The organism is Erythrobacter sp. A6_0 (assembly GCF_017744235.1).
Lineage (GTDB): Bacteria > Pseudomonadota > Alphaproteobacteria > Sphingomonadales > Sphingomonadaceae > Qipengyuania.
The window spans coordinates 248,473-274,157 of sequence record NZ_JAGHQR010000001.1 but is presented as its reverse complement, the minus strand read 5'-3'; the positions used below and the strand labels follow the sequence as shown (position 1 = coordinate 274,157).

Here is a 25,685-nt window from a genome sequence, read left to right as displayed (position 1 = left end):
TTCCATAAACGTCGCAGCCCCGAACACGCGGCGAAGATACCGCGTAACATGTGCTCGGTCGGCCCCGCGCACGTCACAAGGTGAGCGTACGATTCGACGGATGGCGAGCCGATACCGGCTACGACGAAATAGTGAAAATCCGCTTGCCGCGTTGGCGCCGTCGGAAAGTTCGCTTCCAACTGTTCCGATTGCCCCGAACCATCAATGCCGAGGCAATCTTCAATTCGCAAGATTAGGCCATTGATGGAGCAGCGTCGTCTGCCGCGAAGTCAGGACATCAACATTTGATTGGTTTTCGCTTTACACGAGGCTCTCTAAATGTTTGCAATGAATGAATTGCTTGCGAAAGGCTCGGAATGAAAAAAGCATTGTCCACCCTCATCCTTAGCTCGGCAGGCATCTTCACTTCTGCAGCAGCGCAATCGCAGTCGGTGGACGGAGCAGGAGAACAATCCTCGGCAGTCGAACCGAAATCCAATAATGACGATACGATTGTCGTTACCGGTGAATCCGACCGTGAACGCGTCAAAGAACTTGGAAAGGTCATCACCCGCCCGGCGCGTGCGAACAAGGCGATCGCTCGGTTCCACAAGCCCATCTGTTTAAAAGTTTCGGGATTACCTGCCGAAATGGCAGAACTCGTCGCCACACGCATCAAAGAAAACATTTCCTCTATTCCCGCACTCCGAATTGGGGACGAGGGATGCAAGCCGAACGCCTTCGTTGGCATTCTAAACAATGTGAACGAGACCTTCGACAGTCTTCTTGTCGAGGAAAAATGGCTTTTTACCGGTTTGTTCATTTACCAAAAGAAACGGATTTCCAAGGGTTCGGAAGCGGTTCGTGCTTGGCATGTCTTCGGCGAGCGCAATATCGACGGTACGGAAATTCCCGGGAAGCAACGCGGCGCCAGCGACGCGCAATCGATCGCCAGTTCCGCCAACAGAGTTCATTACACCGGGCGTTCCAACAGAACTCCGGTCGAGATCGCGGGAGCCGTGGTTTTGGTGGAGACGGCCGCTCTGCAAGGCAAGACTTTCCGACAGCTCGCCGATTACGCGACGATCCGCATCCTTGCTTCGGTCACCGACGAAATCGACGGTTCGCGGCCAAGTCTGCCTACAATCCTCACGCTGTTCGACCCTTCATCTGCGTACCAGCCGCCAGAGCTGAGCGAGTTCGATCGGGCCTATCTCGATGCGCTATACGAACTTCCCATCAATAGTCGCGATGCTCAAGTTATTGCCGCTGCAGGCAGGCGATATCGCGCGGCCGATCGAGTGGAAGAATAATCCGCGAAACTCTTTGCAGATATGTCCCGGAACTTTCGGATTTTGAATCGCGCGAGCACAGATAAACGCATTTACGTTCGTCGAGCAAGGATCGCGCTACGTCGTATTCGTCCTTGTTTTGAACAATTTGTCTGCAATAGGTCTCGCCATGAGACAAACGATCCAAGCCTTCGCCCTCGGCACCGCCCTGATGTTCGCTCCCGCTGCCGTTCATGCGCAGGCGGAGGTCGAACAGACCCAAGACGCCGTCGCCGATCCTGAAAATACTATCATCGTTACGGGCGAGAGCGATCGCGAAGTGGTCGAGGAGCTCGGAAAAATCATCACCCGGCCCTCGCGCGCGGGCAAGCCGATCGCTCGTTTCGATGATGCGGTCTGCGTAAAGGTATCGGGATTGCCGGACGATATGGCCGAACTGGTCGCGCAACGTATCCGCGACAACGTATCCTCCATCCGCGGCGTGTCGCTCGGCGAAGAAGGTTGCAAGCCGAATGCGTTTGTCGGGGTTCTCAACAACGTCACCCAGGCCGTCGATAATCTGCGTACCGATGAGCCGTGGCTGTTCGAAGGCCTGTTAAGCTATCAGCTTGACCGGATCTACGACGGATCGGAGGCTGTGCGCGCTTGGCATGTCTTCGACGAACGCAATATGGACGGATCGCAGATTCCGGGCAAACAACGTGGGACCAGCGGCGAGGATTCTATCGCAAGCACTATCAACATGATCGAAAATGCAAGCCGGTTCGGCAGGACGCGCGTCAATCTGACGGGCGCCGTGGTGCTGGTCGAAACGGGCGCACTCAGGGAAAAGACTTTCCGCCAGCTCGCCGATTACGCCACGATCCGCATTCTCGCTTCGGTCAGTGACGAGATCGACACGGCGCGTTCCAGCCTTCCGACGATGCTGACGCTGTTCGGTCCGCGTTCGCCCTATCAACCGACCGAGTTGAGCGAGTTCGATCGCGCCTATCTCGAATCGCTTTACGACTTGCCTGCCAATAGCCGTGACGGGCAGGTCATTGCGGCAGCCGTTACTCGGTATCGCACCAATCTCGGCATGGAAGACTGAGACGATCGATCTTCGTGTTTGACTGACGATCCTTGATTCGTGCGCTTGAATAAGTCATTCTTCCCAAAATATTTGGGGAGGAATATTCGATGCGCCGGTCCCGCTTCATTTGCCTGGTTTCGATCATTCTTTTTGGGACAGCCCCTCTCTCGGCGCAGGACACCTCGCCCGAGGACGAGATCGTCGTTATCGGCAAAGGCGAGGCCGAAGCGGTCAGGGATCTCGCCGAAAATATCACTCGCAAGTCTCGCATCGACAAACCGATTTCGCGTTTCCAAAGTCCGGTTTGCGTCAAGGTGAACGGCATGCCCATGGACATGGCTGCCATGGTCGAAGAACGCATCAGGCAGAATGTCGAGCGAGTGGGCGCAAAGGTTGGGAAGCCGGATTGCGCGATCAACGCGCTGGTGGCTTTCGTCAACGACGCGCCGGATCTCCTGACCCATCTTCGCGCCGAAGAACCTTGGCTTTTCAACGATATGCTCGAGCACGAATTCGCGCTTCTGGCTGACGAAAAAGACGGCGTGCGCGCCTGGCATACGCAGATGCTGCGCGACAAGGATGGGCGCGAAATACCAATACAGAAGATCAAACTGCCGCGTTACGGACGTGACGTCTTCATGCGCAATCTGAGAAGCTATGATTCGAGTCGGCGCCTCATTCCGATCAGCATGGAGCTCACAGGCGCGGTGGTCCTCTTCGATCTCGCTCGGATCGAAAGCAAGACTTTCCGGCAACTTGCCGATTACGCCACTTTGCGCATCCTGGCGCTGAGCGGCAGCGAGAATGTGAGCGCTGAAAGCCAGTCCATCCCTTCGATCACGACCCTGTTTGATGATCCAGGCTCGACACCTTCTGCGCTTTCGACTTTTGATGAAGCCTATCTTACCGCGCTCTATGGCGCGCCTTATTACGCCATGAGCGGTTCGCTTCAGAACGCGACACTGCGGCGCTATCGGTCAGCGAAAGGGCAGGATCTCGATCGGTAGGGCGGTGTTTTGCAGGCTCGCGCCGAAGCCAAACCGGCATCCCGCGCGTCGATCGCAATACTATTCGTAAAAATTTGAGAAGTCGTCCCGATCAACTTTTGGATCATGGGATCAAAACAAGTCAATTTCGATAATACATGATCGGACTTGCCTATCGTGAGATTCTCTATACCTTTTGATTTATCAATCTTTCGGAAGGAGAAAATGATGCGTGGATTTGGCCTCAAGCGTGTTCTTCTGGCGAGCGCCCTGATCGCTTCTCCGCTGACAGCACAGGATGCTCCTTCCGACGATGAAATCGTCGTAGTCGGCAAAACGGAAGCCGATGCGGTCAAGGATCTCGCCGAAACCATCACCCGCCGCTCGCGCGTCGACAAGCCGATTTCACGCTTCCAGGATCCGGTCTGCCTCAAGGTCAGCGGCATGCCCGAAGAAATGGCGGCGCTGGTCGAGGATCGGATCGAAGCGAATGCGAGACAGGTCGGCGCAAAGCTGGCTGAACCGGACTGCAAGATCAATACGCTGGTCGCCTTCGTGAATGACGCACCCGGCCTGTTCGAGCGTCTGCGCGAGGACGAGCCGTGGCTGTTCAACGACATGATGCGCCACGAGTTTGATCGCGTGGCCAAAGAAGACAGCGGCGTGCGCGCCTGGCACACACAGATGATGCGAGACAGCGCCGGACGGGAAATCCCGTACGAAGTGGTCTTAATCAATGGCAGACACATCGAGATGCCCGTTCTTCGCGTTTACAAAGCCAGTCGGCTTCAGATCCCTATCAGCATGGAACTCACCGGATCGGTCGTGTTGATCGATCTTGCCCATGTTTCCGGTAAGACATTCCGCCAGCTCGCCGATTACGCTTCGATGCGGATTTTGGGCATGACCGGTAGCGAACGTGTCGAAGGTTCCGATACGCGGATCCCCACGATCATGATTCTGTTCGACGAAGGTGAAACCGCTCCCGCCGGATGGACGGAATTCGATCAGGCTTATCTGACGGCTCTTTACGATACGCAGTATTATGCCCGAAGCGGTTCGGTGCGGAATATGACCCTGCGGCGCTATCGCGGCCTGATTGCAGACAAGGGTCGAACCGGCGACGAGATAGAACCTTCATGAGGCAATAGCGATCAGGCGGAGACTGGCTGTTCCTGATTAAGCTGACCGGCCATCGAATTCGGCCCAGCCTCGCCCAGCGTCACATCGATCAGATCGCCGATCGCGCAGTCTCCCTGAAACCACACACTCTGGAGCCAGGGCGACTTGCCGAGCCATTGGCCGGGGAGCTTGCCCTTGCGTTCAACCAGGACCTGGCAAGTCCGGCCTTCGGTGGCGCGATTGAAGGCGAATTGATCGCGGTTGAGGGCGGCCTGGAGGCGCTGGAGGCGCTCGTCCATGACTTCCGGCGCGATCTGGCCATCCATCGACGCGGCAGGGGTGCCGGGGCGCGGCGAGTATTTGAAGCTGAAGGCCTGCGCGTACCCAACCGTATCGACCAGCTTCAGCGTCTCTTCGAACTCGACCGCGGTCTCGCCGGGAAAGCCTACGATGAAATCGCCGCTGAGCGCGATGTCGGCGCGCGCCGCGCGGAAGCGTTCGAGCAGTTTGAGATAGCTTTCGGCGGTGTGCGAGCGGTTCATCGCCTTCAGCACCCGGTCGCTGCCCGCCTGTACCGGCAGGTGGAGGAAGGGCATCAGCTTGTCGATCTCGCCGTGCGCAGCGATCAGGGCATCGTCCATATCGGCAGGATGGCTGGTGGTGTAGCGGATGCGTGCAAGGCCATCGATCTTCGCGAGATCGCGGATCAGGCCTGCGAGGCCGACCGCATGACCGCGCTCGTCCTCGCCGCTCCACGCCGAGACGTTCTGGCCGAGCAGCGTGATCTCCTTTGCGCCCGCATCGACCAGCTTGCGCGCTTCGGTCACGAGGTCCCGATAGGGTCGGCTGATTTCCGCGCCGCGCGTATAGGGCACTACGCAATAGGTGCAGAACTTGTCGCAACCTTCCTGCACGGTGAGAAAGGCGTTCGGCGTCACGCGCCTGCGCTCTGGCAGGGCCGCGAATTTCGCGATCGCGGGCATGTCCGTATCGGTCGCCCGCTCGCCCTTCACTGCCCGGTCGAGCATATCCGGCAGGCGGTGATAGGCCTGCGGGCCGACCACCATGGAAACGGCGGGCGCGCGCGCCATGATCTCCTCGCCCTCGGCCTGCGCGACGCAGCCCGCGACCGCAATCAGCGGTTCCTTCCCCGCCGCCCGGCCCGCCTTGGTCAGGCGACCGATGTCGGAATAGACCTTCTCCGCCGCCTTTTCGCGGATGTGGCAGGTGTTGAGGACGACGAGGTCGGCCTCCTCCCCTTCCGGCGCAGGAGCGATGCCGCGCTCGGCCAGCATCTCGGCCATGCGCTCGCCGTCATAGACGTTCATCTGGCAGCCGAAGGACTTGACCCGGTAGGTCTTGGGGGAATTTGTCTGTTTCATGAGTGGCGCGCCAATACCCGAGGGAGGCGCTCCTTTCAACGAAAAGGGCGGCACCTGGCCGCCCTTCCCTCGTCGCTATTCGTGAGGCTTACGAAACGGTCGCCTTCACGATCTTGCCCGGCTCCTTGGGCGGCTCGCCCTTGGGCAGGGCGTCGACGTGTTCCATGCCGCTCTCGACCTGGCCCCAGACGGTGTACTGGCCGTCGAGGAAATGCGCGTCGTCGAAGCAGATGAAGAACTGGCTGTTTGCGCTATCGGGCACCTGCGTGCGGGCCATCGAGCAGGTGCCGCGTACATGCGGTTCGGCGTTGAATTCGGCCTTCAGGTCGGGCTTGTCGCTGCCGCCCATGCCGGTGCCGGTCGGATCGCCGCCCTGCGCCATGAAGCCGGGGATCACGCGGTGGAACACCACGCCGTCGTAAAAGCCTTCGCCGACGAGTTCGGTGATGCGCTCGACATGGCCGGGCGCGAGATCGGGCCGCAGCTTGATGACCACGTCCTTGTTTTCGCCGTCTCCGGTGTCGAGCGTGAATGTGAGAGTGTCGGCCATCGTGTGTGTCTCCTGATGAATATGTGGCCGCCTACATAGGCGCTCGGGCCCTGATGTCACCCTCTCGCTTGCCATCCGCGTCCGACTGCCTAGAGCGGGCCGCATGGCAGACGATGCTCTCCTCGACGACGACCGGCTGACGGACGACCTGCCCGAGGATGGCGGCCGTCCGGACGACCGCATCGACGACGAGCGGATGGACGAGGAGAACACGCTCAAGCCGCAATTCGTCCGCCGGGTGGAGGATGCGCTCGAGGAAGGCGACGATGGCGCGGTCTACGACCTGGTCGAACCGCTTCACCCCGCCGATGTCGCCGATCTGCTCGAACTGTTCGACCGCGAGGATCGGCGCAAGCTCGCCTCCGCCATCACCGATCTGATGACCGGCGACGTGGTCGCCGAATTGAACGATTACGTCCGCGACGACATGATGGAGGATCTGCCCGCGGCCAGCGTGGCGCAGATCGCCGAACAGCTCGAGACCGACGACGCCGTCCAGCTGATCGAGGATCTGGACGAGGAAGACCAACAGGCGATCCTCGCCGAGCTGGACGACGAAGATCGCATCGCGATCGAAAGCGCGCTCGCCTATCCCGAGGAGACCGCCGGGCGCCTGATGAGCCGCGAACTGGTCGCGGTGCCCGAGCATATGAGCGTGGGCGATCTCATCGATTTCCTGCGCGACGGGCGCGATCTGCCGCAGGATTTCTTCGAGGTTTTCGTGGTGGACGAACGGCATCACCCGGTCGGCACCTGCCAGCTCTCGTGGATATTGCGCACGCCGCGCAGCGTCGCGCTCGCCGACGTGATGAAGCGCGACCAGACGCTGATCCCCGCCATGCTCGACCAGGAAGAGGTCGGCAATATGTTCCAGAAATACGCTCTCATTAGCGCCGCCGTGGTGGACGAGAGCGGGCGGCTGGTCGGCCAGATGACAGTGGACGACGTGGTCCACATCATCGCCGAGGAAGCCGGCGAGGACGCGCTGCTAATGTCCGGCGCAGGCGATGGCGACATCAACGAGCCGATCCGCGACGCCTATTCCGCGCGCGTGCGCTGGCTGGTCGCCAATCTGGGCACGGCCCTGCTCTCCAGCTTTATCATTGCCCTGTTCGGCGCGGCTATCGAACAATTGGTTGCGCTCGCCGTGCTCATGCCGATCGTCGCCAGTATCGGCGGCAATGCGGGCACCCAAACCATGGCGGTGACGGTCCGCGCCATCGCGATGAACCAGCTCACCCGATCCAACACGAGGCGGATCCTGTGGCGCGAACTGCGCGTCGCGATGCTGAACGGCGTCACCATCGCGGTGCTGATCGGGCTGGCGACGGGGGTATTCTTCACTCCCCTGCTGGGCGGTGTGATTGCGGCGGCGATGGTGGTGAACGTGCTGGTGGCAGGGCTTGCGGGCGTCCTCGTCCCTGTCATCTTCGATCGGCTGGATCAGGATCCGGCGGTTGCGTCGAGCGTGTTCGTGACGATGATTACCGATTCCATGGGCTTCTTCGCGTTTCTCGGCCTGGCGGTCGCGAGCGGCGTGGTGGGATGACAATCGGTCGTCAGTTCCCATATCGGACTCGATGCCGCTCAACCTCACCAAGATCGCCTTTGGCGCGAAAAGCTATGCCGATATCGAAAGCTGGTTCGCCAATCGCCCGCGCATGAGCGTGAACACCCGCTATCGCCCCACGCGGTGGGAGGAATGCATCGGCGGATCGCTGTTCTGGATCCACGAGCACAATCTCGTCGCGCGCAGCCCGATCATCGGCTTCACCGAACAGGACAATGGCCACTGGTTCATCGACCTCGAACCCAAGCTGATCCCGGTGCTTCCGAAGCCCAAGCGCGCGCATCAGGGCTGGCGCTATCTCAAGGGCGAGCCTCCTCGCGATCTCAAGGATGGCGAGGAAGTGGGCGACGTGATCCCCGGCAAGATCGCGACCAAGCTGCAAAGGCTCGGACTGATTTAATTGGAACGGGACCGCTCCCTTACCCGTTGAAGGGAAAAGGAGATTTGAAAAATGCCCGAACGCCAGTCCCGCCATCCAGACAACGAATTGATCGCCGACATCACGGAAGGCGCAACGCCTTCGCAGTCCGGTTCGTCCGGCGGCGAGGTTAATCGCCGGGTCGGCAAGCGTGCCGAATTGAACGGTGCAACGGATCCCGCCAATCGCGAACCCGAAGTGGGATCGGATAATCCCGCTCAGGACGCGCAGAAGGGCCCGAAGACCCGCGCGGCGATCCAGGAAAACCGGAACAGCTGATTGTCGACAGGATCGACGATACAACGCCCCGCCCTCACTCGGCGGGGCGTTTCGCATGTCAGGCGGGAATTTTCTCCGCCACGCGCTTCAGCGCATCGCGATAGACTTGCGGCGACTGCGCGCCGGGGATCATGAAGGCGTTCTCCACCACCATGGCGGGCACGCCGGTTACATTGAGATCGTAGGCCGCGTGTTCCTCGGCCCGGACCTTGTGCGCCCATTCCTTGCTGTCGAGTGCCTCTCCGGCGGCCCCGCGATCGAACCCGGTTTCTTCCGCCACGTCGAGCAGGACGTCCGTTTCCCCGATCGGACGGCGCGCGTTGAAGTGCGCTTCGAACAGAGCGAGTTTGAGAGCGGTCTGGCGGTCATGACCATGCACTTCGCCCGCCCAGACCAGCAGCTTGTGCGCGGCGAAGGTGTTCCACATCATCGCGTCCGGTGCGGGCTCCTCGCCCTCGTAATCGAGCGACACGCCAGCCGCCTCGGCCGCTGCGCGCATCTGGCCCTGCACGTCGCGCGACTGTTCCAGCGTGCGGCCGTATTTGCGCGCGATATGCGCAGTGCGCTCCTCGCCCTCTTCCGGCATGTCGGGGTTCAGCTCGAAAGCATGCCAGCGCAGGTTCGCCGCGATCTCGCCTTCGAGGCTATCGAGCGCCTGTCTGAGATTGCCCCAGCCGACCAGACACCACGGGCACATGACATCGGACCAGATGTCGATCGTCAGCGTGCGGGGTTCGGTCATTTTTCGCTCCACCAGGTCAGCAAATGCGTCGCGATCGCCTCGCGCGGAGGCTTGGCGAAGGCCGCGTCGGGCCCGCCTTCGAGCGCGGCCTTGACCTCGCCGCGCGTGAACCAGCGCAGTTCGGCCAGCTCGGTCTCGTCCATCGTCAACGCGTCATCGTCGGCAAAGGCGTGGCAGCCGATCATCAGCTGGCTCGGAAACGGCCAGGGCTGGCTGGCAACGTAAGTGACATCGCGCACCACGACGCCGCTTTCCTCCAACACCTCGCGCGCGACCGCCTCCTCGATGCTCTCGCCCGGCTCCACGAAACCGGCGAGCGCGGAGAAGCGGCCCTCGCCCCAGCCGAGCCCACGCCCCAGCATCAGGCGGTCTTCATGTTCCACCAGCATGATCGTGACGGGATCGGTGCGCGGAAAATGCTGCGCGCCGCAATTCGTGCAATTGCGCTGCCAGCCGCCTTTGGCGATTTGCGTCGCCCCGCCGCACTGGGCGCAGAAGCGATGCCGCGCGTGCCAGTCCACCAGACTGCGCGCGCCGCCATAGACCGCGAGGTCGTCGGCCGAGAGCGCGGCCATCGCCGCCCACAAAGCCGGATTGGCCATGCGCGGCGCGCTGTCGCCCCGGGGCGGGACACAGGCGAAACAGGGCCGGTCTCCATCCAGCCCGAGAAAGACCAGTTCGGCATCTTCGGGAGCCTCGGCGAGGCTGGTCCAGGCAAGCGCGCCTGTATCGTCCACGCCCGGCATCAGGCCGTCGAGCGCGAGCAGCCGCGCGCGCCAGCCCATAATGCCTGCCAAGCGCTCGGGATCGGCCCGAACGTGGTCGGCGCGGTCGATCCGCGATCCGGTGAAGGCCAGAGGAGACGAAGCCGCCACCGCGATCAGGCCGCCGCCCGCATGGCAGTAAGGTCAGACACCACCGCGGCGGGGAAGCCTTCATGGATCGGATAGGCTTCGGACGGCATATACTGCGTGAACAGGGCCGCGCGCAGATCGGCGGCGAAATTCACGAAGGCGACCGTACCCGCCGCGCCGCCCCAACCGTAGGAGCCTTCGCTAACGCGGCCGCCCGCGCCATAACCTTGGCCAGCGACCCACGTGCCTTCGGTAGTGGCGGTTTCAGGCAGGATGTTCGACGTGCCGAGCTTGACCGCCGCCTCGCTCATCACGCGCGTCCCGTCGATCGCGCCGTATCCCAGCAGCATGCGCAGGAAGCGGTCGTAATCGCGGGGCGACGAGACCAGGCCAGCCCCGCCGAAGGGGAAGGACGGCTCGTCCAGATAGATGGAGGCGCGTGCGGGATCGATCGGAATCGGCACACCGTTGACGATACCGTAATTGGTCGTGAAACGCCCGATCTCGCTCTGCGGGACGCGGAACCAGGTGCTGGTCATGCCGGTAGGCTGGAAAATCCGCTCGTCGAGGAAGCGATCGAACGGCATCCCGCTAGCGACTTCGATCACGCGGCCCATCAGGTCGAGCCCGACCGAATAGCTCCATTTCGATCCCGGCTGAAGTACCAGTGGCATCTCGGCCAGCCGGTCCGCGAAAGTGTCGAGACCTTGTACCGCAGGCGCGCGCCCGAGCCCCGGGATCGGCAGGCGGCTTACCTGGCCGGGCACGATCCCGTGCTGGACGTAGGCCTGCGAGATCGGGCCTTTCTGAACGATATTGTAGCCGAGCCCGGCAGTGTGGGTCAGCAATTGGCGGATGGTGATCGGGCGTTCGGCGGGCACGGTATCGGTCAGCGATCCGTCATAGGTCCGCTGAACGCGCATATCGGCGAATTTCGGCAGGATTTCAGCGAGCGGCTGGTCGAGGCCCAATTTGCCCTCGTCGATCAGGATCATCGCAGCCATGCCGGTGATCGGCTTGGTCATCGAATAGATGCGATAGAGCGAATCGATATCGGCGCGCTGGCTCTGCCCGATGGCCAGCGTGCCCTTCGCAATCGTGGTCGGTGCCTGTTGCCCCCAGCCGAGCGTGGCGACCATGTTGGCGACCTTGCGCTCGTCGACATATTTATCGACCATTGCGGCGACCGACGGCCACATCGCGCGCATCGCGTTGCTTGCCGCCGCCTTGTCCTGCGCGAACAGCGCCGGTGCGCCGGAAAGGGCAGCGCCCGCGCCGAGAAGAGCTCCTCCGCGCAGCAGCGCGCGGCGGGAAAAGGCAGTGTCGAAGTCGCGATAGGCCAAGTCGTGTTCCTCTCTGACGGTCAGGGCTTTTGCCCTCTACGCGCGGCACTGTGAACGATGGATTGCGGATTGCAACCCGTTCGACCGGGGTATCGAGCCCTTGCGCCGCGCGCCGTGTTGCCTATCTACGACACATGCTGAACATCATTTCTTTCCTGCTCGGACTTCTCTCGCTGGTCATCGTGATCCCTTCGACCATTCCTCTGCTTGGCTGGGGAAACTGGTTCGCCCTGCCGCTGATCGTGGCGGGCGTGGTGGCCGGGCAATTGTCATCCAAGCGCTCGGGCCGCAATTTCTGCCTGATCGTGCTGCTCGTCGCGGTGATCCGGCTGTCGCTCGGCGGCGGGATTATCTGACGCGGGATTTTCAGGCGCGGAGTCAGGCCAGCGCGAGCCGCGCGGCCTTTGCATAAAGCGTCGGTAGGCCGGCAGCCTCGATCCGGTCGATCGGCCACCATTCGCCTTCTCCCAGAGGGACGGACCCGCGCACGACCGACAATTCCAGGTCGAAATGCGTGAATCCATGGCGCACCAGGCCGAGCATCTCGCCCTCTTCCCCTCCGAGGCCATCGCCCCGCGCGGACCAGCCGTCATCGGGCAGAGCGCGCATGCCGCCGAGCATGCCCTTGCCCGGACGCGTTACCAGCCAGACCACCGGCCCTTCCGGTCCCTCACGCTCGATCCACCAGGCGCGGCCCTGTCTCAGCGGTTTCGCTTTCTTCGCCGGTTTGACGGGAAAGCGCGCCGGATCGCCTGCGATCCTGCCCTCGCAATCGCCCGCCAGGGGGCAGAGCAGGCATTTCGGATCGCGCGTCGTGCAGATGGTTGCGCCCAAATCCATCATGCCTTGCGCAAAATCGCCCGCGCGCCGGTCGGGCGTGATCATATCCGTCTTGGCCCGGATCGATTTGCGCGCGCCGGGCAGAACCTCGTCGATCGCGAACAGGCGCGAAACCACGCGCTCGACATTGGCGTCCACCACAACGGCACGCTGCCCGAACGCGATCGCCGCCACCGCAGCCGCGGTATAAGCGCCGAGCCCCGGCAATTCGCGCAGGCCCTTTTCCGTCTCGGGAAAGCCGCCGCGCTGCGCCACCGCGCGCGCCGCCTTCACCAGATTGCGCGCCCGCGAATAATATCCCAGCCCCGCCCACGCGGCCATGATCTCCTCTTCCGGCGCGGCGGCCAGATCGTCGATGGTGGGCCAGCGATCGGTAAAGGCGTGGAAATACGGTTTCACCGCCGCGGTGGTGGTCTGCTGCAGCATGACTTCCGACAGCCAGACGCGATAGGGATCGTTCGGCGGCTCACCCGGCTGCGCTCGCCACGGCAGCACGCGCGCATGATCGTCGTACCAGGCGAGAAGATGGGCTGCGATGCTGGAGGTCACGCCGGTCCTATGGCATAAGCCATTGCGTAATGGAAAGCGACGACACCCCGGCCAAGACGCCCACTCCTCCGCGGACCGATGCCAAACCGCGCAAGAAAGCCAAATTCCGCGAATATCATCGCCCGCGCGGCGGGCCGGCGCGCGCCGTTTCCGACCTGATGCCCCAGATCGGGCGCACTGCCTTTCGCCGCTTCGGCTTCGTCCAGTCCTCGGTCGTCACGCGCTGGCCGGAAATCGTCGGTACGACGCACGCGAGGGTCTGCGCGCCCGAATCGATCCGCTTCCCTCCCGGTGAAAAATCGGAGGGCGTGCTCCAGCTCGTCGTCAGCCCAGCGCACGCTCCGCTGATCCAGCACGTGATTCCCGAAATCATGGAGCGGGTGAACACCTTCTTCGGCTATCGCGCAGTGGCGCGGGTCAAGATGCGGCAAGGTACGGTTAGGCCACCCGAAGACATGGCAAAGACCAAGGCGCCGCCTTCGCTCAAGCCCATTCCGATGGAATTGGGCGAAAGCCTGCGCGATATCGGCGATCCGGAATTGCGCACTGTGCTCGAATCGCTGGCGCGCAGTTTCGGCGATTGAACAGGATGATGCGAGATATGACGACGAAATTTCGCGGTCGCAAACTGGCCGCCCGGATCGGATCGGCACTGGCCGCGCTGGCTCTGGTGGGCACCGGCGCGGCGGCGCTGGCGCAGAATTGGGGGGCCACAATTGTCGAAAGCGATAACGGGCATCGCATCGGCAACCCCAAGGCCAAGACCAAACTCGTCGAATTCATGAGCTACACCTGCTCACACTGCGCAGATTTCGCGCGCGAAGGCGATGCGGCGATCAAGCTTGGTTATCTGCCCAAGGGCGATGTCAGCTACGAGATCCGCCATCTGCTGCGCGATCCCTTCGATCTGACCGCAGCGCTGCTGACGCATTGCGGCGATCCGAAGAAATTCGCGGGCAATCACAACGCCATCATGCTGAACCAGGACGCCTGGTTCGAAAAGGGCCGCAAGACCACGCGCGCTCAACAGGCGCGCTGGCAGTTCGGATCGAACGGGGCACGGCGTCAGGCCATCGCCAGCGATCTCGGCTTTTACGAGCTGATGGAAAATCGCGGCTATTCCCGCGCCGAACTCGATCGCTGCCTGACCGACGAAGCGAAGGCCAACGCGCTTGCCGAAGCGAGCCAGGCCGATGTCGAGAAATACGGGCTGCAAGGCACGCCGAGCTTCGTGATGAACGGAACGCTCCTCGATGGCGTGCACAATTGGGCCGCGCTTCGCCCGGTGCTCGACAAGCGGCGCTAGTCGGGGCTTCCCGCTCTTTCCAGCGGAGCCATCGCTGGCTAGAAGCGGCCTGCATTTCGTATTTCACATTTCAGGACTTCGTATGACTCGCATCCGCTCCTTCGCTCTTGCCGCCCTCGCCGCTCCGCTGACTCTCGCGATCGCCGCCTGCGATTCCACCGATGCGGCCGACGAAGAAGCGCTGTCGGGCGAACCGGTCGCCGCGGTCGAAGCGCCAGCGGGCACGAACTGGGTGGACACCGTGCAGGTGACGGATTCCGACGGGTATCTGCTCGGCAATCCGGATGCGCCGATCAAATTGATCGAATACGCTTCGCTGACCTGTCCCGCCTGCGCAGCCTTTGCGCAGAACGGGGCGGATCAGCTCAAGGAAGATTACGTCGCCACCGGCAAGGTCAGCTACGAATTGCGCAACCAGATTCACGGTCCGCACGATCTGATCCTGGCTCAGATGGTCCGCTGCGGTGCGCCCGAGACCTATCACCCGCTGTCCGATCAGGTTTGGAAGAACCTGGAGGAAGTGCTGAATCCGGTATTCGAACGTCAGGAGCAATTCGGTCAGGCGCTCTCGCTGCCCGAAGATCAGCGTTTCGTTCAGGCTGCAGGTGTCGCGGATTTCTACGATTTCTTCGCCGCGCGTGGCCTCAGTGAGGACCAGGCGCGCACCTGCCTTGCCGATTTTTCCGCTATGGAAGCTATCGCGGAACGCTCCGAAACCCAGTCGCGTGAGCTGGATGTGACCGGCACGCCGAGCTTCTTCCTCAACGGTCGCAAGCTCGAACTCGAACCGACTGCTCCCTGGCCCCAGATCGAACAGCGGCTCCAGCAGGCCGGCGCGCGCTAAGCGGGATCGATGCAGCTCGGCAAGCTCAGGCTCAGCGGCTTCAAGAGCTTCGTCGAGCCTGCCACGCTGAGCATCGAGCCGGGGCTGACCGGCGTCGTCGGCCCGAATGGCTGCGGCAAGTCCAACCTTCTCGAAGCGATCCGCTGGGTCATGGGCGAAAACTCGCCCAAGAGCATGCGATCGGGCGGGATGGAGGATGTCATTTTCGCCGGCACCGCCACGCGCCCGCCGCGCGATTTCGCGGAGGTCGTCCTGTCGGGGACGCGCTCGGATGGCGACGAGCTGGAAGTCGTGCGCCGGATCGAACGCGGTGCGGGATCGGCCTATCGCCTGAATGGGCGCGACGTGCGCGCGAAGGACGTCGCACTGATCTTCGCCGATGCGGCCACCGGGGCGCATAGTCCCGCACTCGTCAGCCAGGGCAAGATCGCGCAGGTCATAGCCGCCAAGCCGACCGAGCGGCGGCAGATGCTGGAAGAAGCGGCGGGGATTGCGGGCCTCCATGTCCGCCGTCGCGATGCCGAGAGCAAATTGCGCCAGACCGAGGCCAATCTGGCGCGCCTCGAAGATTTGATGGCGGGGCTCGACAGCCAGATCGCCTCGTTGAAGCGACAGGCGCGTCAGGCCGAACGCTACGGCGAATTGTCCGAACAAATCCGCACCGCCGAAGCGCGGCTGGTCTTCGTGCGCTGGCGCGATGCCGCGCGGGCGGCGGACGAGGCGAAAAAGGCCGCGAAGGGCGCCGAAGCGCAGCTTCTGGCGGCGCAATCCGATAGCGACGCGGCGCAGAAGGCGCAGCGTCTTGCCGCCGAAAAGCTGGCGGCGGCGCGCGAGGAACTGGCCGACCGGCGCGACGATGCCACTGCGCATGGCCACCGGATGGCGGCACTCACCAACCAGCTCGAAACCGCCGAACAGCGCCTCGCCGATCTGGACCGCCAGACGGCACGCCTCGAAGAGGATCGCGGCGAGGCGGACCGCTTGACGCGCGATGCCGCCGAGGCGCTGGCGCGGCTCGACAAGGAACTGGCAGCGAACGAGAAAGCGCTGGCCGAGGACGAGGCGATGCGCCCGACCCTCGCGGCGCGCGCCGAAGATGCCGAACGTGCCAGCCGCGCCGCCGAACTGGCTTTGGCGAATGCGACGGCGGATCTGGCCGGCGTCGAGGCCGAATGGCGCGTGGTCGAAGCGGAAATCGCACAAGCGCGCGTCCGGCTTGATCGCACTCTAAGCGAAGGACGCCGCATGGCCGACCAGCGCGCGGCGCTTGCCCGGCAGGATGGTACGGATGCGGTGGCCCAAGCCCGCGAAGCTGCCGAAGGCGCTGCAACGCAACTGCAAGCGCATCGCAAGGCGCTCGAAGCCATGCGGGAACGCAAGGCAGCGCTCCAGACCGCGCGCGACGAGGCCGCCAGTGCCCTTTCGGAAGCGCGTGCCGAACTATCCGGAGTGGAGCGCGAATGGCAGGCGCTGACTCGCGATCGCGAGGCACGTCAGCGGGCGGCGGCGAAGCGATCGGGCCGCGGGCCGGCAATCGATTCGGTGCGCGCCGAACCGGGATTCGAGCGTGCTTTGGCAGCGGCATTGGGCCGCGATGGGAGGGCCCTGCTCGGATCGCCCGAGGGGGAAGAGGGGCGCTACTGGACCGGGGGCGAGACACAGCACCGCCTCGACGATGCCTTGCTCGACCATGTGGCGGACTGCCCCAGCGAGCTCGCGGCGCGCCTGGCTCTGGTGCACGTTGCGCAAAGCGACGATGGCCGCGCGCTGGAGCCGGGAGAATGGCTCGTCACTCTCAAAGGGCATTTGCGGCGCTGGGACGGTCTGGTTGCGCGCGGCGAAGGGGCGGCGGATGCGGCGCGGCTGGAAGCGGAAAATCGCCTGGCCGAGCTTGACGCCGCGCTCCCGCCCTTGCGCGAGACGGCCAGGGAAGCGGAAACGCGCGAGGCCGCAACGCGCGATGAGCTGGCGCAGCTGCAGCGCGATCTGGTCGCCGCCGAACGCCAATCCGCCGCCGCTTCCGACGCCGAACGGCAGGCCCTGCGCGCGCTCGACCAAGCCGAAGCGGCACGTGAGCGCGTGACGGCGCGCCTTGCCGAATTGGACGCCGCGGCATCCGAACACGAGGAGCGGCTCGACAGCGCGCGCGCCGATCTTGCCGAAGCGGAGGCCAAGCGCAGCGCCCTGCCCGATCCATCTGCGGGGCGGGACAAGCGCGATGCCGCACGCGATCGCAACGAAGCTGCGCGCGCCGCGATGCAGGGCGCCGCTGTAGCGCTCGCCGCGCACGATCAGGCGCTGGCAGTCGCGCGCGAGCGGACGGCGGGGCAGCGTTCCGACATGGCGGGCTGGCAGGCACGATCGGGCGATGCGGCGCGGCGCCTGTCCGACATGGCGCGGCGGCTGGAGGAGATCGGCGAGGAGCGTGCGGCGATCGCCGTCAAGCCCGAAGGCCTGATGCGCGAAATCGAGCAGGGCGATGCCGTGCGCGCCCGGCTTTCGGAAGAGCTGGACAAGGCCGAAGCCGCCCTGTCGCAGGCGCAGGCGGCGGGCGAGGAAGCGGACCGCGCCTTCGCTGCTGCCAACGAAGCGCTGGCCGCCGCCCGCGAAGAGCGCGCCGGGCTTTCCGCGCGTGCCGAAAACCAGGAATTGCGCCGGATCGAAATGGGCCGGGTTTCGGGCGAGCGTTTCCAGTGCCCGCCCCCGCTCCTGCCCGAACGGTTCCAGTTCGAGGAGGAGTCCCTGCGCTCCGCCGAGACGGAGAGCGAGGAGATGGACCGCCTCAGCGCCAGTCGCGAACGCATCGGCCCGGTCAATCTGGTCGCCGCCGACGAGCTTGCGCGGATCGAGGGCGAGCACGGTGCCAATGCCGAGGAACAGGCCGAGCTGGCCGAAGCGGTCGCACGGTTGCGTGGCTCCATCGGCAGCCTCAATCGCGAAGGTCGAGAGCGGTTGAAGGCGGCGTTCGAGGAAGTGAACGAACATTTCCAGCGCCTGTTCGCGCAGCTTTTCGATACGGGCAATCTGCCCGGCGACAGCGGCGGCAAGGCGCATCTGGCCCTGATCGACAGCGACGACGTGCTCGAAGCCGGGCTTGAAATCTTTGCCCAGCCGCCCGGCAAGCGCCTGCAATCGCTGACGCTGCTTTCAGGCGGAGAGCAGGCGCTGACAGCCGTGGCGTTGATCTTCGCCCTGTTCCTGACCAATCCGGCCCCGATCTGCGTGCTGGACGAAGTCGACGCGCCGCTGGACGATGCCAATATCGACCGGTTCTGCGACCTGCTTGACGCCATGGTGAAGCAAACCGACACCCGTTACCTGATCGTGACGCACAACGCCGTGACGATGAGCCGGATGCATCGCCTGTTCGGCGTCACCATGATCGAGAAGGGGATCAGCCGCCTCGTCAGCGTCGATCTCGGCGGCGCGGAAGATCTGCTGGCGGCGGAATAGAGACCTTTGCCACGCTCCCCCGAGCTCCATTGATCGCAGCACTCGACCCGCCCGCCCCCCGATGCCTCATTTTTGACAGATTCGTTCATCCGGGCGACAGGCCGCGATGGCACCCGGCCCCCTTTCTCTCGAAGCACGGCCCAGGCGCCGCATTTCCGTTCGTGAAGGAGCAAGCCATGAACACACTCACCGCCGCGCCCCGCGCGCTTGCCATCGCCGCCGCGATCGCCCTTCCCGCCACCGGGCTTCACGCCCAGCAGCAGAGCGTCCAGCCCGAAACGGTCGATGTCTATGGCTCGGCCCTCGTGGAAGGGCCCGATGTCGAGGGGATCATCTCCGCCCGGCGCGACAATCGTATCCGAATCACCGCCGATGACGGCACGAACACCGTGGTCACGATCGACCAGGAAACGCGGGTCAAGGGCAAGGGCGGCTTTCTGGGCCTCGGCAACAAGGACATGGCCGCCGATGCGCTGGTCAACGGCCTGCCGGTCAGCGTCGAAACCCTACAGACCGCGGATGGCGAGCTGGTCGCGAGCGCGATCGATTTCCGCAACGAGGATCTCGAATTCGCCTCGATGATCCAGCGCGGCACCGCTCAGGGTTTCGCCGAGCAGACCGCCGCCACCGATGCGCTGCGCAGCCGCGTGGGCGACATCGACCAGTATAATGTGAAGGGCACGACCAATGTGTTCTTCGACACCGGCAAGGCCCAGCTTTCGGGGCAGGCGCAGGCCGATCTTTGTGCCGCCGCCGCGCAGGCCGACAGCACGGACAACGCCCTGCTGCTGGTGGTGGGATACACCGATTCGACCGGCGATTACGAATTCAACCAGGAATTGAGCGAGAAGCGCGCCGCGCGCGTGGTCAATTATCTCCAGCAGCAATGCGGCTGGAAGCCCTACCGGATGCTGACGCCGACCGGCATGGCCGAAGCCGATCCCCTGGCCGACAATTACACCGAGCAGGGCAAGGCACAGAACCGCCGCGTGGCGGTGAACATCCTCGTGAGCAAGAGCGTCGACGGGCTGTAAGACGGTTTCAAGACCGGACTGGCGGGGGCGGAAGCGATTCCGCCCCCGCTTCGTATCCGGATCTCTGTCGAAAGGCCGCGCGCGCAGCCGGGGCCGGGTGGGATCAGGCCGCCAGAGCGGCGCGCAGATCGTCCCGTATGGCCTTGAGGCGCGGGAGGATTTCGGACACGTCCTCTGCGCCCTTGCTCGCAGCCGCGCTTTCGCCCCGCGGGGCCGATGAGGTATCTTCAGCCGAACGATTGCCCTGCTCGCGAAGCGCCGCCTGCGCACCTTTCAGCGTATAGCCGTCACGATTGACCAGCCGGTCGATCCGCTCGATCAGGGCGATATCGGCAGGGCGGTAATAGCGGCGATTGCCGCTGCGCTTCAGCGGCTGAAGCTGCGCAAACTGCTGCTCCCAATAGCGCAGGACGTGTTGCTTGATGCCGAGCGCGCGGGCGACCTCTCCGATGGTGCGCAGGGCGCCGTCATCCTTGCCGTCTTCGAATGTGGCGTCGAATTCAGCCATGCGTCCCTCCCGGCAAGCGCGATCACCCTTGGGCGATGCGGTCCTTCAACAATTGGCTGGCGCGGAAAGTCAGCACGCGGCGCGAGGTGATCGGAACTTCGACCCCGGTCTTGGGATTGCGGCCGACGCGCTCGTTCTTGTCGCGCAGCACAAAACTGCCAAAGCCGGAGATCTTCACGTTCTCGCCATCGCTCAGCGCGTCGCACATATTCTTCAGGATCGCTTCGACCATGTCGAGCGATTCCGCACGGCTGAAACCCATCTTGCGATTGATGGTCTCAGCCAGATCGGCGCGGGTTAATGTGCCCACGGAGCGCATGTCGCTTCCTTTCCTAACAGGTGCGACCCTGTATCGATTAACCTAAGTCTATAGGCGCAGGGTACGAAAGCTGCAACCAAAGGGGCCGAAGCGTCCCGAAATGGTCACATGCGTGCGAGCGCGGCACCCCAGGTGAAGCCGCCGCCCATCGCTTCGAACAGGACGAGATCGCCCTCTTTCACACGCCCGTCGCGCACCGCCACATCGAGCGCGAGCGGAACCGAGGCGGCCGAAGTATTGGCGTGGCGATCCACGGTGACGACCACCCTTTCCGCCGGCAGGCCCAATTTGCGCGCCGTCGCATCGAGGATGCGCGCATTCGCCTGATGCGGGACCACCCAGTCGATCTGGTCGACCGCGATACCGGCCTCCTCGATCGTTTCCCTCAGGACTTCGGCGAGATTGACGACCGCGTGGCGGAAAACTTCGCGCCCGCGCATTCTGAGCTTGCCGACCGTGCCGGTGGTCGACGGGCCGCCATCGACATAGAGCAATTCCTTGTGCGCTCCGTCGGCATGCAGCTTGCTGGCAATGATGCCCGGGCCGTCTTCCGCGACCTCGCGCGCCTCTAGAACGACTGCCCCCGCCCCGTCGCCGAAGAGGACGCAGGTGGTGCGGTCCTCCCAGTCGAGAATGCGGCTGAAGGTTTCCGCGCCGATCACAAGCGCCTTTTTCGCCATGCCCGTGCGCAGCAGCGAATCGGCCGTCGCCAGTGCGTAGAGGAAGCCGGAACAGACCGCCTGCACGTCAAAGGCCACGCCGCTATTGCAGCCCAGCGCGTGCTGGACCTGCGTGGCGGTGGCGGGAAAGGTGTGGTCGGGCGTTGCCGTGGCAAGGACGATCAGGCCGATCTCGCTCGCTTCGACACCCGCAGCGTCGAGCGCACGGCGCGCGGCTTCGGTGGCGAGGCTGGAGGTGGTCTCGTCCTCTTCGGCGAGATGGCGCTGGCGGATGCCGGTGCGCTCGACGATCCACTCGTCGGACGTGTCGATCCGCTCCGCCAGATCGGCATTGGTAACGACCTGGCGCGGCAGAGCCGAGCCGGTGCCCGTCAGAACCGAGCGAATCACTTCGCGTTTCCGGTCGCCGCGAAGCCGGTGTCCGACACTTCGCCCAGATCGTGGGCGATGCGGTTGACGATATCGTCTTCGAGCAGGCGTGCAGCGACCTTCACCGCATTGGCCACGCCCTTGGCATTGGCGCTGCCATGGCTTTTGACGACCACGCCATTGAGGCCGAGGAAGACGGCACCGTTGTGATTGTTCGGATCGAGATGGTGCTTCAGCAACTCGGTCGCCGGGCGCGAGACGAGGAAACCGACCTTGGACCGGATCGAGGAGCTGAAGGCCTGCTTCAGCAGATCGGTGACGAAGCGCGCCGCGCCTTCGATGGCCTTGAGGGCGATATTGCCGGAAAAGCCATCGCACACCACCACGTCGCACTGGCCGCGATTGATCTTGTCGGCTTCCACGAAGCCTTCGAAATCCATCGCCAGGCCGGTCGCCGCCCGCAGGCGGTTGGCGGCTTCCTGGATATCCTCGGTGCCCTTGGTCTCTTCGGTGCCGATATTGAGCAGGCGCACGCGCGGACGCTCGCGCCCCGTCACGATGCGCGAATAGGCGGCGCCCATGATCGCGAACTGGACGAGATTGCGCGCGTCGCATTCGCGATTGGCGCCCAGATCGAGCATAATCACGTCGTCGTCGGTCAGCGTGGGAAGCAGCGCGGCCAGCGCGGGCCGGTCGAGCCCCGGCATGGTGCGCAGGGCAAGCTTGCTCATCGCCATCAGCGCGCCGGTATTTCCGGCGCTGACGGCGGCGCCCGCCTCGCCCCGCTTCACCGCGTCGACGGCGAGGCCCATGCTGGTGGTCTTGGCTCGGCGGAGCGCGCGGCTGGGCTTTTCGTCGCCCGCGACGACATCCTCGCAATGGAGGATTTCGGACGCGCCGCGCATGTTGGGATGCTCTTCGAGCGCGGCTTCGATCCGCGCCCGGTCACCCACCAGCAGGAATTTGAAGCTGTCGTGGTCGCGACGCGCCAATGCGGCGCCTTCGACCATGACGCGAACGCCCTCGTCGCCGCCCATCGCGTCAACGGCGATACGCGGCAAGCTCATGGCGTTCTCCGGTCGCTAACGGTCAGAGACCGACGGCGATGACTTCGCGGCCGTTGTAGAAACCGCAATGCGGGCACAGATTGTGCGGACGCTTCAGTTCGCCGCAGTTCGAGCATTCGTGATGTGCTTCGACCTTGAGCGAATCGTGCGAACGGCGATTGCCGCGGCGGTGGGGCGATACTTTTCTTTTGGGGACGGCCATGGCGGCACCTGTTCCTCAATCAATTCGAATGGTTGGTGGCCGCCCTAGGGGAAGGTCCGGGACCGCACAAGAGCGCGGCAGACCGAAAATTCCAACCCGTGACGGTGAAGGCGGGCGCTATAGCGATATTTTCGCACGTTGCAAGCACACTGGCCGGGCCCTAGCAGAGCGTCTCACGCAAAACCGGGGAACCTGCCGCATGGATATCGTCCTGCCGATCACGCTTACCTCCGCCGCTGCCGCGGCGCTGATCAATATCTGGCTCGCTTTCAGAGTCGGCCAGCTGCGCCTGGCGACCAAGACCAGCCACGGGGACGATGGCGGCGGACCGCTGACGCGGCGGATGCGCGCGCAGCTCAATTTCGTCGAGAACACCGCCTTCGTCCTGATCCTTATCGCGGGGATCGAACTGGCCGGGCACGGCGATCTGTGGCTGTCGGCCACGGCGGGCATCTATCTGCTGGCGCGTGTGGCCCACGGGATCGGCATGGACGGCGAAAACCCCACCCTGCCCCGCAAGGTTGGCGTGATCGTCACCTTCGTGACGCAGCTCTTCCTGGCGGGCTATGCAGTGGGGATTGCGCTCGCCGTGATCTGATCCGTCAGGCCAGCGCCGCGTCGCTTACGAAGGCGTTGGTCTTGCGCTCCTGCCCGAATGTGCTGGTGGGGCCGTGGCCGGGGATGAACGTCACATCGTCCCCCAGCGGCCAGAGCTTGGTCACGATCGCATCGATCAGATCCTGGTGGTTGCCCATCGGAAAATCGGTCCGACCGATACTGCCCTGGAACAAAACATCGCCGACCAGAGCGAATTTGCTGGGGCGATGGTAGAAGATGACATGGCCGGGCGTGTGGCCGGGGCAGTGGAAGACTTCCAGCTCCAGATCGCCGACCGTGACCGTCTCGCCCTCTTCCAGCCAGCGATCGGGTTCGAAGGTCTGGCCGTGGACGCCGAACCGCGCCCCGTCGTCGTCGAGCCGGGCGATCCAGAACCGATCCGCTTCGTGCGGGCCTTCGATGGGAACGCCCAGTTCCTTGGCGAGAATGCCCGCTTCGCCGCAATGGTCGATATGGCCGTGCGTGAGCAGAATCTTTTCAAGCTCCACGCCGGAATTCTTCAGCGCCGCCTTCACCTTGTCGAGATCGCCGCCCGGATCGACCAGCGCGCCCTTATTGGTGGCGGTGCACCATATCAGCGAGCAATTCTGCTGGAGCGGCGTGACGGGGATGATGCCCGCCTTCATCGGCGGATTGCGGGGCGGTGTAGTCGTCGTTTCGGTCATGCCGCGGAGATGGCCCAGCGCCCCCGGCTTTGCAATGCCGCCCCGATCGGGTGGCCGTTACGCGGCCTTCGAAAGCCGCCGCCGATTGGCGCGCACGGTCTTGCCGAAATGGGATAGGCCGCGCCGGGTGACGGTGGCGGCGCTATCGGTGGGCGAGGACCAGAGGGCGAAGGGCAGCATGACCATGGCGAGCATCTTTTCCTCGACCATGCGCTGCGCCTCGCGATCGCCCAACGCGCCACCCTGCGCGATCCGCATGGTGCGAAGCCCGATGACAGTCATGGCGTCGAGGGAAAGGAGCCAGGCATCGAACCCGATGCCTGGCCAGGGATTCTTGGTGAACATAGCGGCTCCTTCATAGCGAGCGCGAAAGGAAGGGAATTTCCGAGGCCGCAGGACCGGCTCGCCCACCACTACGTCGAAATGAGAGTCGGCTTGAAGTCAGCCCAAGCGGAAATCGACGATCCGCCCATCACTGCGGAACGTGCAGCCGAATTCATCGCGGCGCGAATCGCGCGAATCGATCCGGCCGATCACGCGCACGGCATTGCGGTCGATCTGCTCAACCCGGTCGATCGCCACGCGGCCATATTGCGAGGCCTGGCGTCCGCAGGCGTTGAAGGCCGCGCGCTCGAAATCGTTGCTGTAATTGGTCCCGTAAAGATCGTCCCCGCGATAGGGTTCGTACCCGCCCGAGCCGCTGCGATATGTGTCGCCGCCGAGAATTCCGCCAAGCCCGCCGAGGCCGCCATAGGCCGAACAGCCGCCCAACAGGACGGTCGCGGCGAGAGCGGGGATGAGGCGGATGGGGATAAGGGACGTCTTCATGGCGATGCTCCTGCAAGATCAAAGATTTGCGTGCCCACTCACGCAGTCGATGAAGCTCATACGAACGCACGCGCCTCTCGTTCCAGCGCACGCCAAACCAGGCGCATTCACATCCGCCCGCCCTTCCACACCACGCGGCCGATCACTTCGACCTCGTCCCGCGCAAGCTCGATCGGTGCATAGGCGTCGTTGGCGCTGACCAGAGCGATCCGGCCCGGCGCGCTGGCCTGGATCTGCTTGACGTGGAGCGCATCTCCGATGCGGACGACGAACACGCCCTCGCCCGTGCGCCGCGTGCGGTCGACGAAGATTTCGTCACCCGAACGCAGCAGCGGCTCCATACTGTCGCCCTCGACCCGGATGGCGGACAGATCCGCCCCGTCCAGCCCCATCTCGCGCAGCCAGCGCTTGGAAAATTGAAAGGTGTCATAGGAAATTTCCTCCGCGCCTACCGATCCCGGCCCCGCCGACGCTTCGAGCGGAAGGCGCGGCACCGAGATATACGCGTCTTCGCGCGAAGCGACCGGCGGATTGGCGGAGGACTGCCCGGCTGGACGAGCAAGCGAGCGAGTGGCGATGGCGTCGCGCGCGACTCCGAGAAACTCCGCGATCCGCAGCAGGTCAGGCTCGTCGAGATGGCGGGGGCTGCCGCGATTGAGATATTGATGGAGATAAGCGGGATTGCGCCCGATCAACCGCGCCAGCGCGCTCAGCGTGTGGCCCTGCTCCTTGGCAATGGCAGCGAGCCGCGCGCGCGCATGGCGCTCCTCGGGATCGAAACGGTCGAGCGGTTCCTGCCTGTCCATGAGCGGTC

29 protein-coding genes are annotated in these 25,685 nt (G+C 63.9%); 14 read left to right on the top strand and 15 right to left on the bottom strand.

Features of this window, described 5'->3' with window-relative positions; all coding sequences use genetic code 11:
- The first annotated feature begins 356 nt into the window (after positions 1-356).
- From J7347_RS01450 to J7347_RS01435, 4 genes are all read left to right on the top strand, one after another.
- Positions 357-1,292 carry a hypothetical protein gene (locus J7347_RS01450; protein WP_209160576.1) on the top strand — a complete coding sequence of 312 codons (936 nt, stop codon included), beginning with the start codon at positions 357-359 and terminating at the stop codon, positions 1,290-1,292.
- Positions 1,293-1,440: 148 nt separating this feature from the next.
- Positions 1,441-2,361 (top strand): hypothetical protein, encoded by a 921-nt coding sequence (locus J7347_RS01445; RefSeq protein ID WP_209160575.1) that lies wholly within the window; start codon positions 1,441-1,443, stop codon positions 2,359-2,361.
- Between the two features lie 89 nt (positions 2,362-2,450).
- Positions 2,451-3,350: a hypothetical protein gene (locus J7347_RS01440; protein WP_209160574.1), complete on the top strand. Its 900-nt coding sequence runs from the start codon at positions 2,451-2,453 to the stop codon at positions 3,348-3,350.
- A gap of 147 nt (positions 3,351-3,497) precedes the next feature.
- Positions 3,498-4,472 carry a hypothetical protein gene (locus tag J7347_RS01435; protein WP_209160573.1) on the top strand — a complete coding sequence of 325 codons (975 nt, stop codon included), beginning with the start codon at positions 3,498-3,500 and terminating at the stop codon, positions 4,470-4,472.
- 11 nt (positions 4,473-4,483) lie between these two features.
- On the opposite strand, the gene miaB is transcribed toward J7347_RS01435, so the two are convergent.
- Together miaB and J7347_RS01425 are read right to left on the bottom strand one after the other, a co-directional pair.
- Positions 4,484-5,833, bottom strand: a complete 1,350-nt coding sequence (gene miaB, locus J7347_RS01430) for a tRNA (N6-isopentenyl adenosine(37)-C2)-methylthiotransferase MiaB (RefSeq protein WP_209160572.1) — start codon at positions 5,831-5,833, stop codon at positions 4,484-4,486.
- 88 nt (positions 5,834-5,921) lie between these two features.
- Positions 5,922-6,383: a peptidylprolyl isomerase gene (locus J7347_RS01425; RefSeq protein ID WP_067680821.1), complete on the bottom strand. Its 462-nt coding sequence runs from the start codon at positions 6,381-6,383 to the stop codon at positions 5,922-5,924.
- A gap of 103 nt (positions 6,384-6,486) precedes the next feature.
- Here J7347_RS01425 and mgtE point away from each other — a divergent pair, with 103 nt between their 5' ends.
- From mgtE to J7347_RS01410, 3 genes are read left to right on the top strand one after another with little or no spacing between them, the layout of a single operon-like run.
- Complete coding sequence (gene mgtE / locus J7347_RS01420) at positions 6,487-7,932, top strand: magnesium transporter (protein WP_209160571.1); 1,446 nt, start codon at positions 6,487-6,489, stop codon at positions 7,930-7,932.
- Positions 7,933-7,963: 31 nt separating this feature from the next.
- The gene (locus J7347_RS01415) at positions 7,964-8,353 is read left to right on the top strand and encodes a DUF1489 family protein (protein ID WP_209160570.1); all 390 of its coding nucleotides are present in this window, start codon (positions 7,964-7,966) and stop codon (positions 8,351-8,353) included.
- A 51-nt stretch (positions 8,354-8,404) separates the two neighbouring features.
- Entirely contained in the window at positions 8,405-8,650 is a 246-nt protein-coding gene (locus J7347_RS01410) for a hypothetical protein (RefSeq protein WP_067680827.1), read from the top strand.
- 58 nt (positions 8,651-8,708) lie between these two features.
- On the opposite strand, the gene J7347_RS01405 is transcribed toward J7347_RS01410, so the two are convergent.
- From J7347_RS01405 to J7347_RS01395, 3 genes are read right to left on the bottom strand one after another with little or no spacing between them, the layout of a single operon-like run.
- Positions 8,709-9,392 (bottom strand): DsbA family oxidoreductase, encoded by a 684-nt coding sequence (locus J7347_RS01405; protein ID WP_209160569.1) that lies wholly within the window; start codon positions 9,390-9,392, stop codon positions 8,709-8,711.
- Complete coding sequence (gene nudC / locus J7347_RS01400) at positions 9,389-10,273, bottom strand: NAD(+) diphosphatase (protein ID WP_348521568.1); 885 nt, start codon at positions 10,271-10,273, stop codon at positions 9,389-9,391. The genes J7347_RS01405 and nudC overlap by 4 nt, the downstream gene beginning before the upstream one ends.
- Complete coding sequence (locus J7347_RS01395; RefSeq protein WP_209160568.1) at positions 10,273-11,589, bottom strand: serine hydrolase domain-containing protein; 1,317 nt, start codon at positions 11,587-11,589, stop codon at positions 10,273-10,275. Before J7347_RS01395 ends, nudC begins: the two co-directional genes overlap by 1 nt.
- A gap of 134 nt (positions 11,590-11,723) precedes the next feature.
- Here J7347_RS01395 and J7347_RS01390 point away from each other — a divergent pair, with 134 nt between their 5' ends.
- Positions 11,724-11,945, top strand: a complete 222-nt coding sequence (locus J7347_RS01390; RefSeq protein ID WP_067680842.1) for a hypothetical protein — start codon at positions 11,724-11,726, stop codon at positions 11,943-11,945.
- A 22-nt stretch (positions 11,946-11,967) separates the two neighbouring features.
- Here the strand turns inward: J7347_RS01390 and J7347_RS01385 are convergent, their stop codons facing one another.
- Positions 11,968-12,978 carry an A/G-specific adenine glycosylase gene (locus J7347_RS01385; protein WP_209160567.1) on the bottom strand — a complete coding sequence of 337 codons (1,011 nt, stop codon included), beginning with the start codon at positions 12,976-12,978 and terminating at the stop codon, positions 11,968-11,970.
- Positions 12,979-13,007: 29 nt separating this feature from the next.
- Here J7347_RS01385 and J7347_RS01380 point away from each other — a divergent pair, with 29 nt between their 5' ends.
- The 5 genes from J7347_RS01380 to J7347_RS01360 all read left to right on the top strand — a co-directional run bounded on the left by J7347_RS01380 (position 13,008) and on the right by J7347_RS01360 (position 19,615).
- The gene (locus J7347_RS01380; protein WP_209160566.1) at positions 13,008-13,562 is read left to right on the top strand and encodes a DUF721 domain-containing protein; all 555 of its coding nucleotides are present in this window, start codon (positions 13,008-13,010) and stop codon (positions 13,560-13,562) included.
- A 17-nt stretch (positions 13,563-13,579) separates the two neighbouring features.
- Positions 13,580-14,284 (top strand): thioredoxin domain-containing protein, encoded by a 705-nt coding sequence (locus tag J7347_RS01375; protein ID WP_209160565.1) that lies wholly within the window; start codon positions 13,580-13,582, stop codon positions 14,282-14,284.
- A gap of 82 nt (positions 14,285-14,366) precedes the next feature.
- Positions 14,367-15,128 (top strand): thioredoxin domain-containing protein, encoded by a 762-nt coding sequence (locus J7347_RS01370; RefSeq protein ID WP_067678283.1) that lies wholly within the window; start codon positions 14,367-14,369, stop codon positions 15,126-15,128.
- A 9-nt stretch (positions 15,129-15,137) separates the two neighbouring features.
- Positions 15,138-18,581: an AAA family ATPase gene (locus J7347_RS01365; protein WP_209160564.1), complete on the top strand. Its 3,444-nt coding sequence runs from the start codon at positions 15,138-15,140 to the stop codon at positions 18,579-18,581.
- A 176-nt stretch (positions 18,582-18,757) separates the two neighbouring features.
- A complete protein-coding gene (locus tag J7347_RS01360; protein ID WP_209160563.1) occupies positions 18,758-19,615 on the top strand; it encodes an OmpA family protein in 858 nt (285 codons plus the stop codon).
- Positions 19,616-19,718: 103 nt separating this feature from the next.
- On the opposite strand, the gene J7347_RS01355 is transcribed toward J7347_RS01360, so the two are convergent.
- From J7347_RS01355 to rpmF, 5 genes are all read right to left on the bottom strand, one after another.
- The gene (locus tag J7347_RS01355; RefSeq protein ID WP_067678435.1) at positions 19,719-20,123 is read right to left on the bottom strand and encodes a MerR family transcriptional regulator; all 405 of its coding nucleotides are present in this window, start codon (positions 20,121-20,123) and stop codon (positions 19,719-19,721) included.
- A gap of 22 nt (positions 20,124-20,145) precedes the next feature.
- On the bottom strand, positions 20,146-20,442 hold the full coding sequence (locus tag J7347_RS01350) for an integration host factor subunit alpha (RefSeq protein WP_067678438.1): 297 nt from the start codon (positions 20,440-20,442) through the stop codon (positions 20,146-20,148).
- A gap of 104 nt (positions 20,443-20,546) precedes the next feature.
- Positions 20,547-21,512, bottom strand: coding sequence for a beta-ketoacyl-ACP synthase III (locus J7347_RS01345; RefSeq protein ID WP_348521533.1), 966 nt, complete (start codon positions 21,510-21,512; stop codon positions 20,547-20,549).
- Positions 21,509-22,558 carry a phosphate acyltransferase PlsX gene (plsX, locus tag J7347_RS01340; protein WP_067678446.1) on the bottom strand — a complete coding sequence of 350 codons (1,050 nt, stop codon included), beginning with the start codon at positions 22,556-22,558 and terminating at the stop codon, positions 21,509-21,511. The genes J7347_RS01345 and plsX overlap by 4 nt, the downstream gene beginning before the upstream one ends.
- Positions 22,559-22,580: 22 nt before the next feature.
- The gene (gene rpmF / locus J7347_RS01335; RefSeq protein WP_067678449.1) at positions 22,581-22,760 is read right to left on the bottom strand and encodes a 50S ribosomal protein L32; all 180 of its coding nucleotides are present in this window, start codon (positions 22,758-22,760) and stop codon (positions 22,581-22,583) included.
- A gap of 199 nt (positions 22,761-22,959) precedes the next feature.
- Between rpmF and J7347_RS01330 the strand changes: the two genes are divergently transcribed.
- A complete protein-coding gene (locus J7347_RS01330; protein ID WP_209160562.1) occupies positions 22,960-23,358 on the top strand; it encodes an MAPEG family protein in 399 nt (132 codons plus the stop codon).
- A 4-nt stretch (positions 23,359-23,362) separates the two neighbouring features.
- Here J7347_RS01330 and J7347_RS01325 read toward each other — a convergent pair whose 3' ends face one another.
- The 4 genes from J7347_RS01325 to J7347_RS01310 form a co-directional block, all read right to left on the bottom strand.
- A complete protein-coding gene (locus tag J7347_RS01325) occupies positions 23,363-24,004 on the bottom strand; it encodes an MBL fold metallo-hydrolase (RefSeq protein ID WP_067678588.1) in 642 nt (213 codons plus the stop codon).
- Between the two features lie 96 nt (positions 24,005-24,100).
- Entirely contained in the window at positions 24,101-24,388 is a 288-nt protein-coding gene (locus J7347_RS01320) for a hypothetical protein (protein ID WP_067678451.1), read from the bottom strand.
- A gap of 96 nt (positions 24,389-24,484) precedes the next feature.
- The gene (locus J7347_RS01315) at positions 24,485-24,871 is read right to left on the bottom strand and encodes a hypothetical protein (RefSeq protein WP_067678455.1); all 387 of its coding nucleotides are present in this window, start codon (positions 24,869-24,871) and stop codon (positions 24,485-24,487) included.
- 107 nt (positions 24,872-24,978) lie between these two features.
- Positions 24,979-25,677: a LexA family transcriptional regulator gene (locus tag J7347_RS01310; protein WP_067678458.1), complete on the bottom strand. Its 699-nt coding sequence runs from the start codon at positions 25,675-25,677 to the stop codon at positions 24,979-24,981.
- Positions 25,678-25,685: the final 8 nt, after the last annotated feature.

Coding starts and splice junctions, on each gene's coding strand:
- J7347_RS01450 (WP_209160576.1), top strand. CDS start 357: ATGAAAAAAGCATTGTCCACCCTCATCCTTAGCTCGGCAGGCATCTTC.
- J7347_RS01445 (WP_209160575.1), top strand. CDS start 1,441: ATGAGACAAACGATCCAAGCCTTCGCCCTCGGCACCGCCCTGATGTTC.
- J7347_RS01440 (WP_209160574.1), top strand. CDS start 2,451: ATGCGCCGGTCCCGCTTCATTTGCCTGGTTTCGATCATTCTTTTTGGG.
- miaB (WP_209160572.1), bottom strand. CDS start 5,833: ATGAAACAGACAAATTCCCCCAAGACCTACCGGGTCAAGTCCTTCGGC.
- J7347_RS01425 (WP_067680821.1), bottom strand. CDS start 6,383: ATGGCCGACACTCTCACATTCACGCTCGACACCGGAGACGGCGAAAAC.
- mgtE (WP_209160571.1), top strand. CDS start 6,487: ATGGCAGACGATGCTCTCCTCGACGACGACCGGCTGACGGACGACCTG.
- J7347_RS01415 (WP_209160570.1), top strand. CDS start 7,964: ATGCCGCTCAACCTCACCAAGATCGCCTTTGGCGCGAAAAGCTATGCC.
- J7347_RS01410 (WP_067680827.1), top strand. CDS start 8,405: ATGCCCGAACGCCAGTCCCGCCATCCAGACAACGAATTGATCGCCGAC.
- J7347_RS01405 (WP_209160569.1), bottom strand. CDS start 9,392: ATGACCGAACCCCGCACGCTGACGATCGACATCTGGTCCGATGTCATG.
- J7347_RS01390 (WP_067680842.1), top strand. CDS start 11,724: ATGCTGAACATCATTTCTTTCCTGCTCGGACTTCTCTCGCTGGTCATC.
- J7347_RS01380 (WP_209160566.1), top strand. CDS start 13,008: ATGGAAAGCGACGACACCCCGGCCAAGACGCCCACTCCTCCGCGGACC.
- J7347_RS01375 (WP_209160565.1), top strand. CDS start 13,580: ATGACGACGAAATTTCGCGGTCGCAAACTGGCCGCCCGGATCGGATCG.
- J7347_RS01370 (WP_067678283.1), top strand. CDS start 14,367: ATGACTCGCATCCGCTCCTTCGCTCTTGCCGCCCTCGCCGCTCCGCTG.
- J7347_RS01365 (WP_209160564.1), top strand. CDS start 15,138: ATGCAGCTCGGCAAGCTCAGGCTCAGCGGCTTCAAGAGCTTCGTCGAG.
- J7347_RS01360 (WP_209160563.1), top strand. CDS start 18,758: ATGAACACACTCACCGCCGCGCCCCGCGCGCTTGCCATCGCCGCCGCG.
- J7347_RS01355 (WP_067678435.1), bottom strand. CDS start 20,123: ATGGCTGAATTCGACGCCACATTCGAAGACGGCAAGGATGACGGCGCC.
- J7347_RS01350 (WP_067678438.1), bottom strand. CDS start 20,442: ATGCGCTCCGTGGGCACATTAACCCGCGCCGATCTGGCTGAGACCATC.
- plsX (WP_067678446.1), bottom strand. CDS start 22,558: ATGAGCTTGCCGCGTATCGCCGTTGACGCGATGGGCGGCGACGAGGGC.
- rpmF (WP_067678449.1), bottom strand. CDS start 22,760: ATGGCCGTCCCCAAAAGAAAAGTATCGCCCCACCGCCGCGGCAATCGC.
- J7347_RS01330 (WP_209160562.1), top strand. CDS start 22,960: ATGGATATCGTCCTGCCGATCACGCTTACCTCCGCCGCTGCCGCGGCG.
- J7347_RS01325 (WP_067678588.1), bottom strand. CDS start 24,004: ATGAAGGCGGGCATCATCCCCGTCACGCCGCTCCAGCAGAATTGCTCG.
- J7347_RS01320 (WP_067678451.1), bottom strand. CDS start 24,388: ATGTTCACCAAGAATCCCTGGCCAGGCATCGGGTTCGATGCCTGGCTC.
- J7347_RS01315 (WP_067678455.1), bottom strand. CDS start 24,871: ATGAAGACGTCCCTTATCCCCATCCGCCTCATCCCCGCTCTCGCCGCG.
- J7347_RS01310 (WP_067678458.1), bottom strand. CDS start 25,677: ATGGACAGGCAGGAACCGCTCGACCGTTTCGATCCCGAGGAGCGCCAT.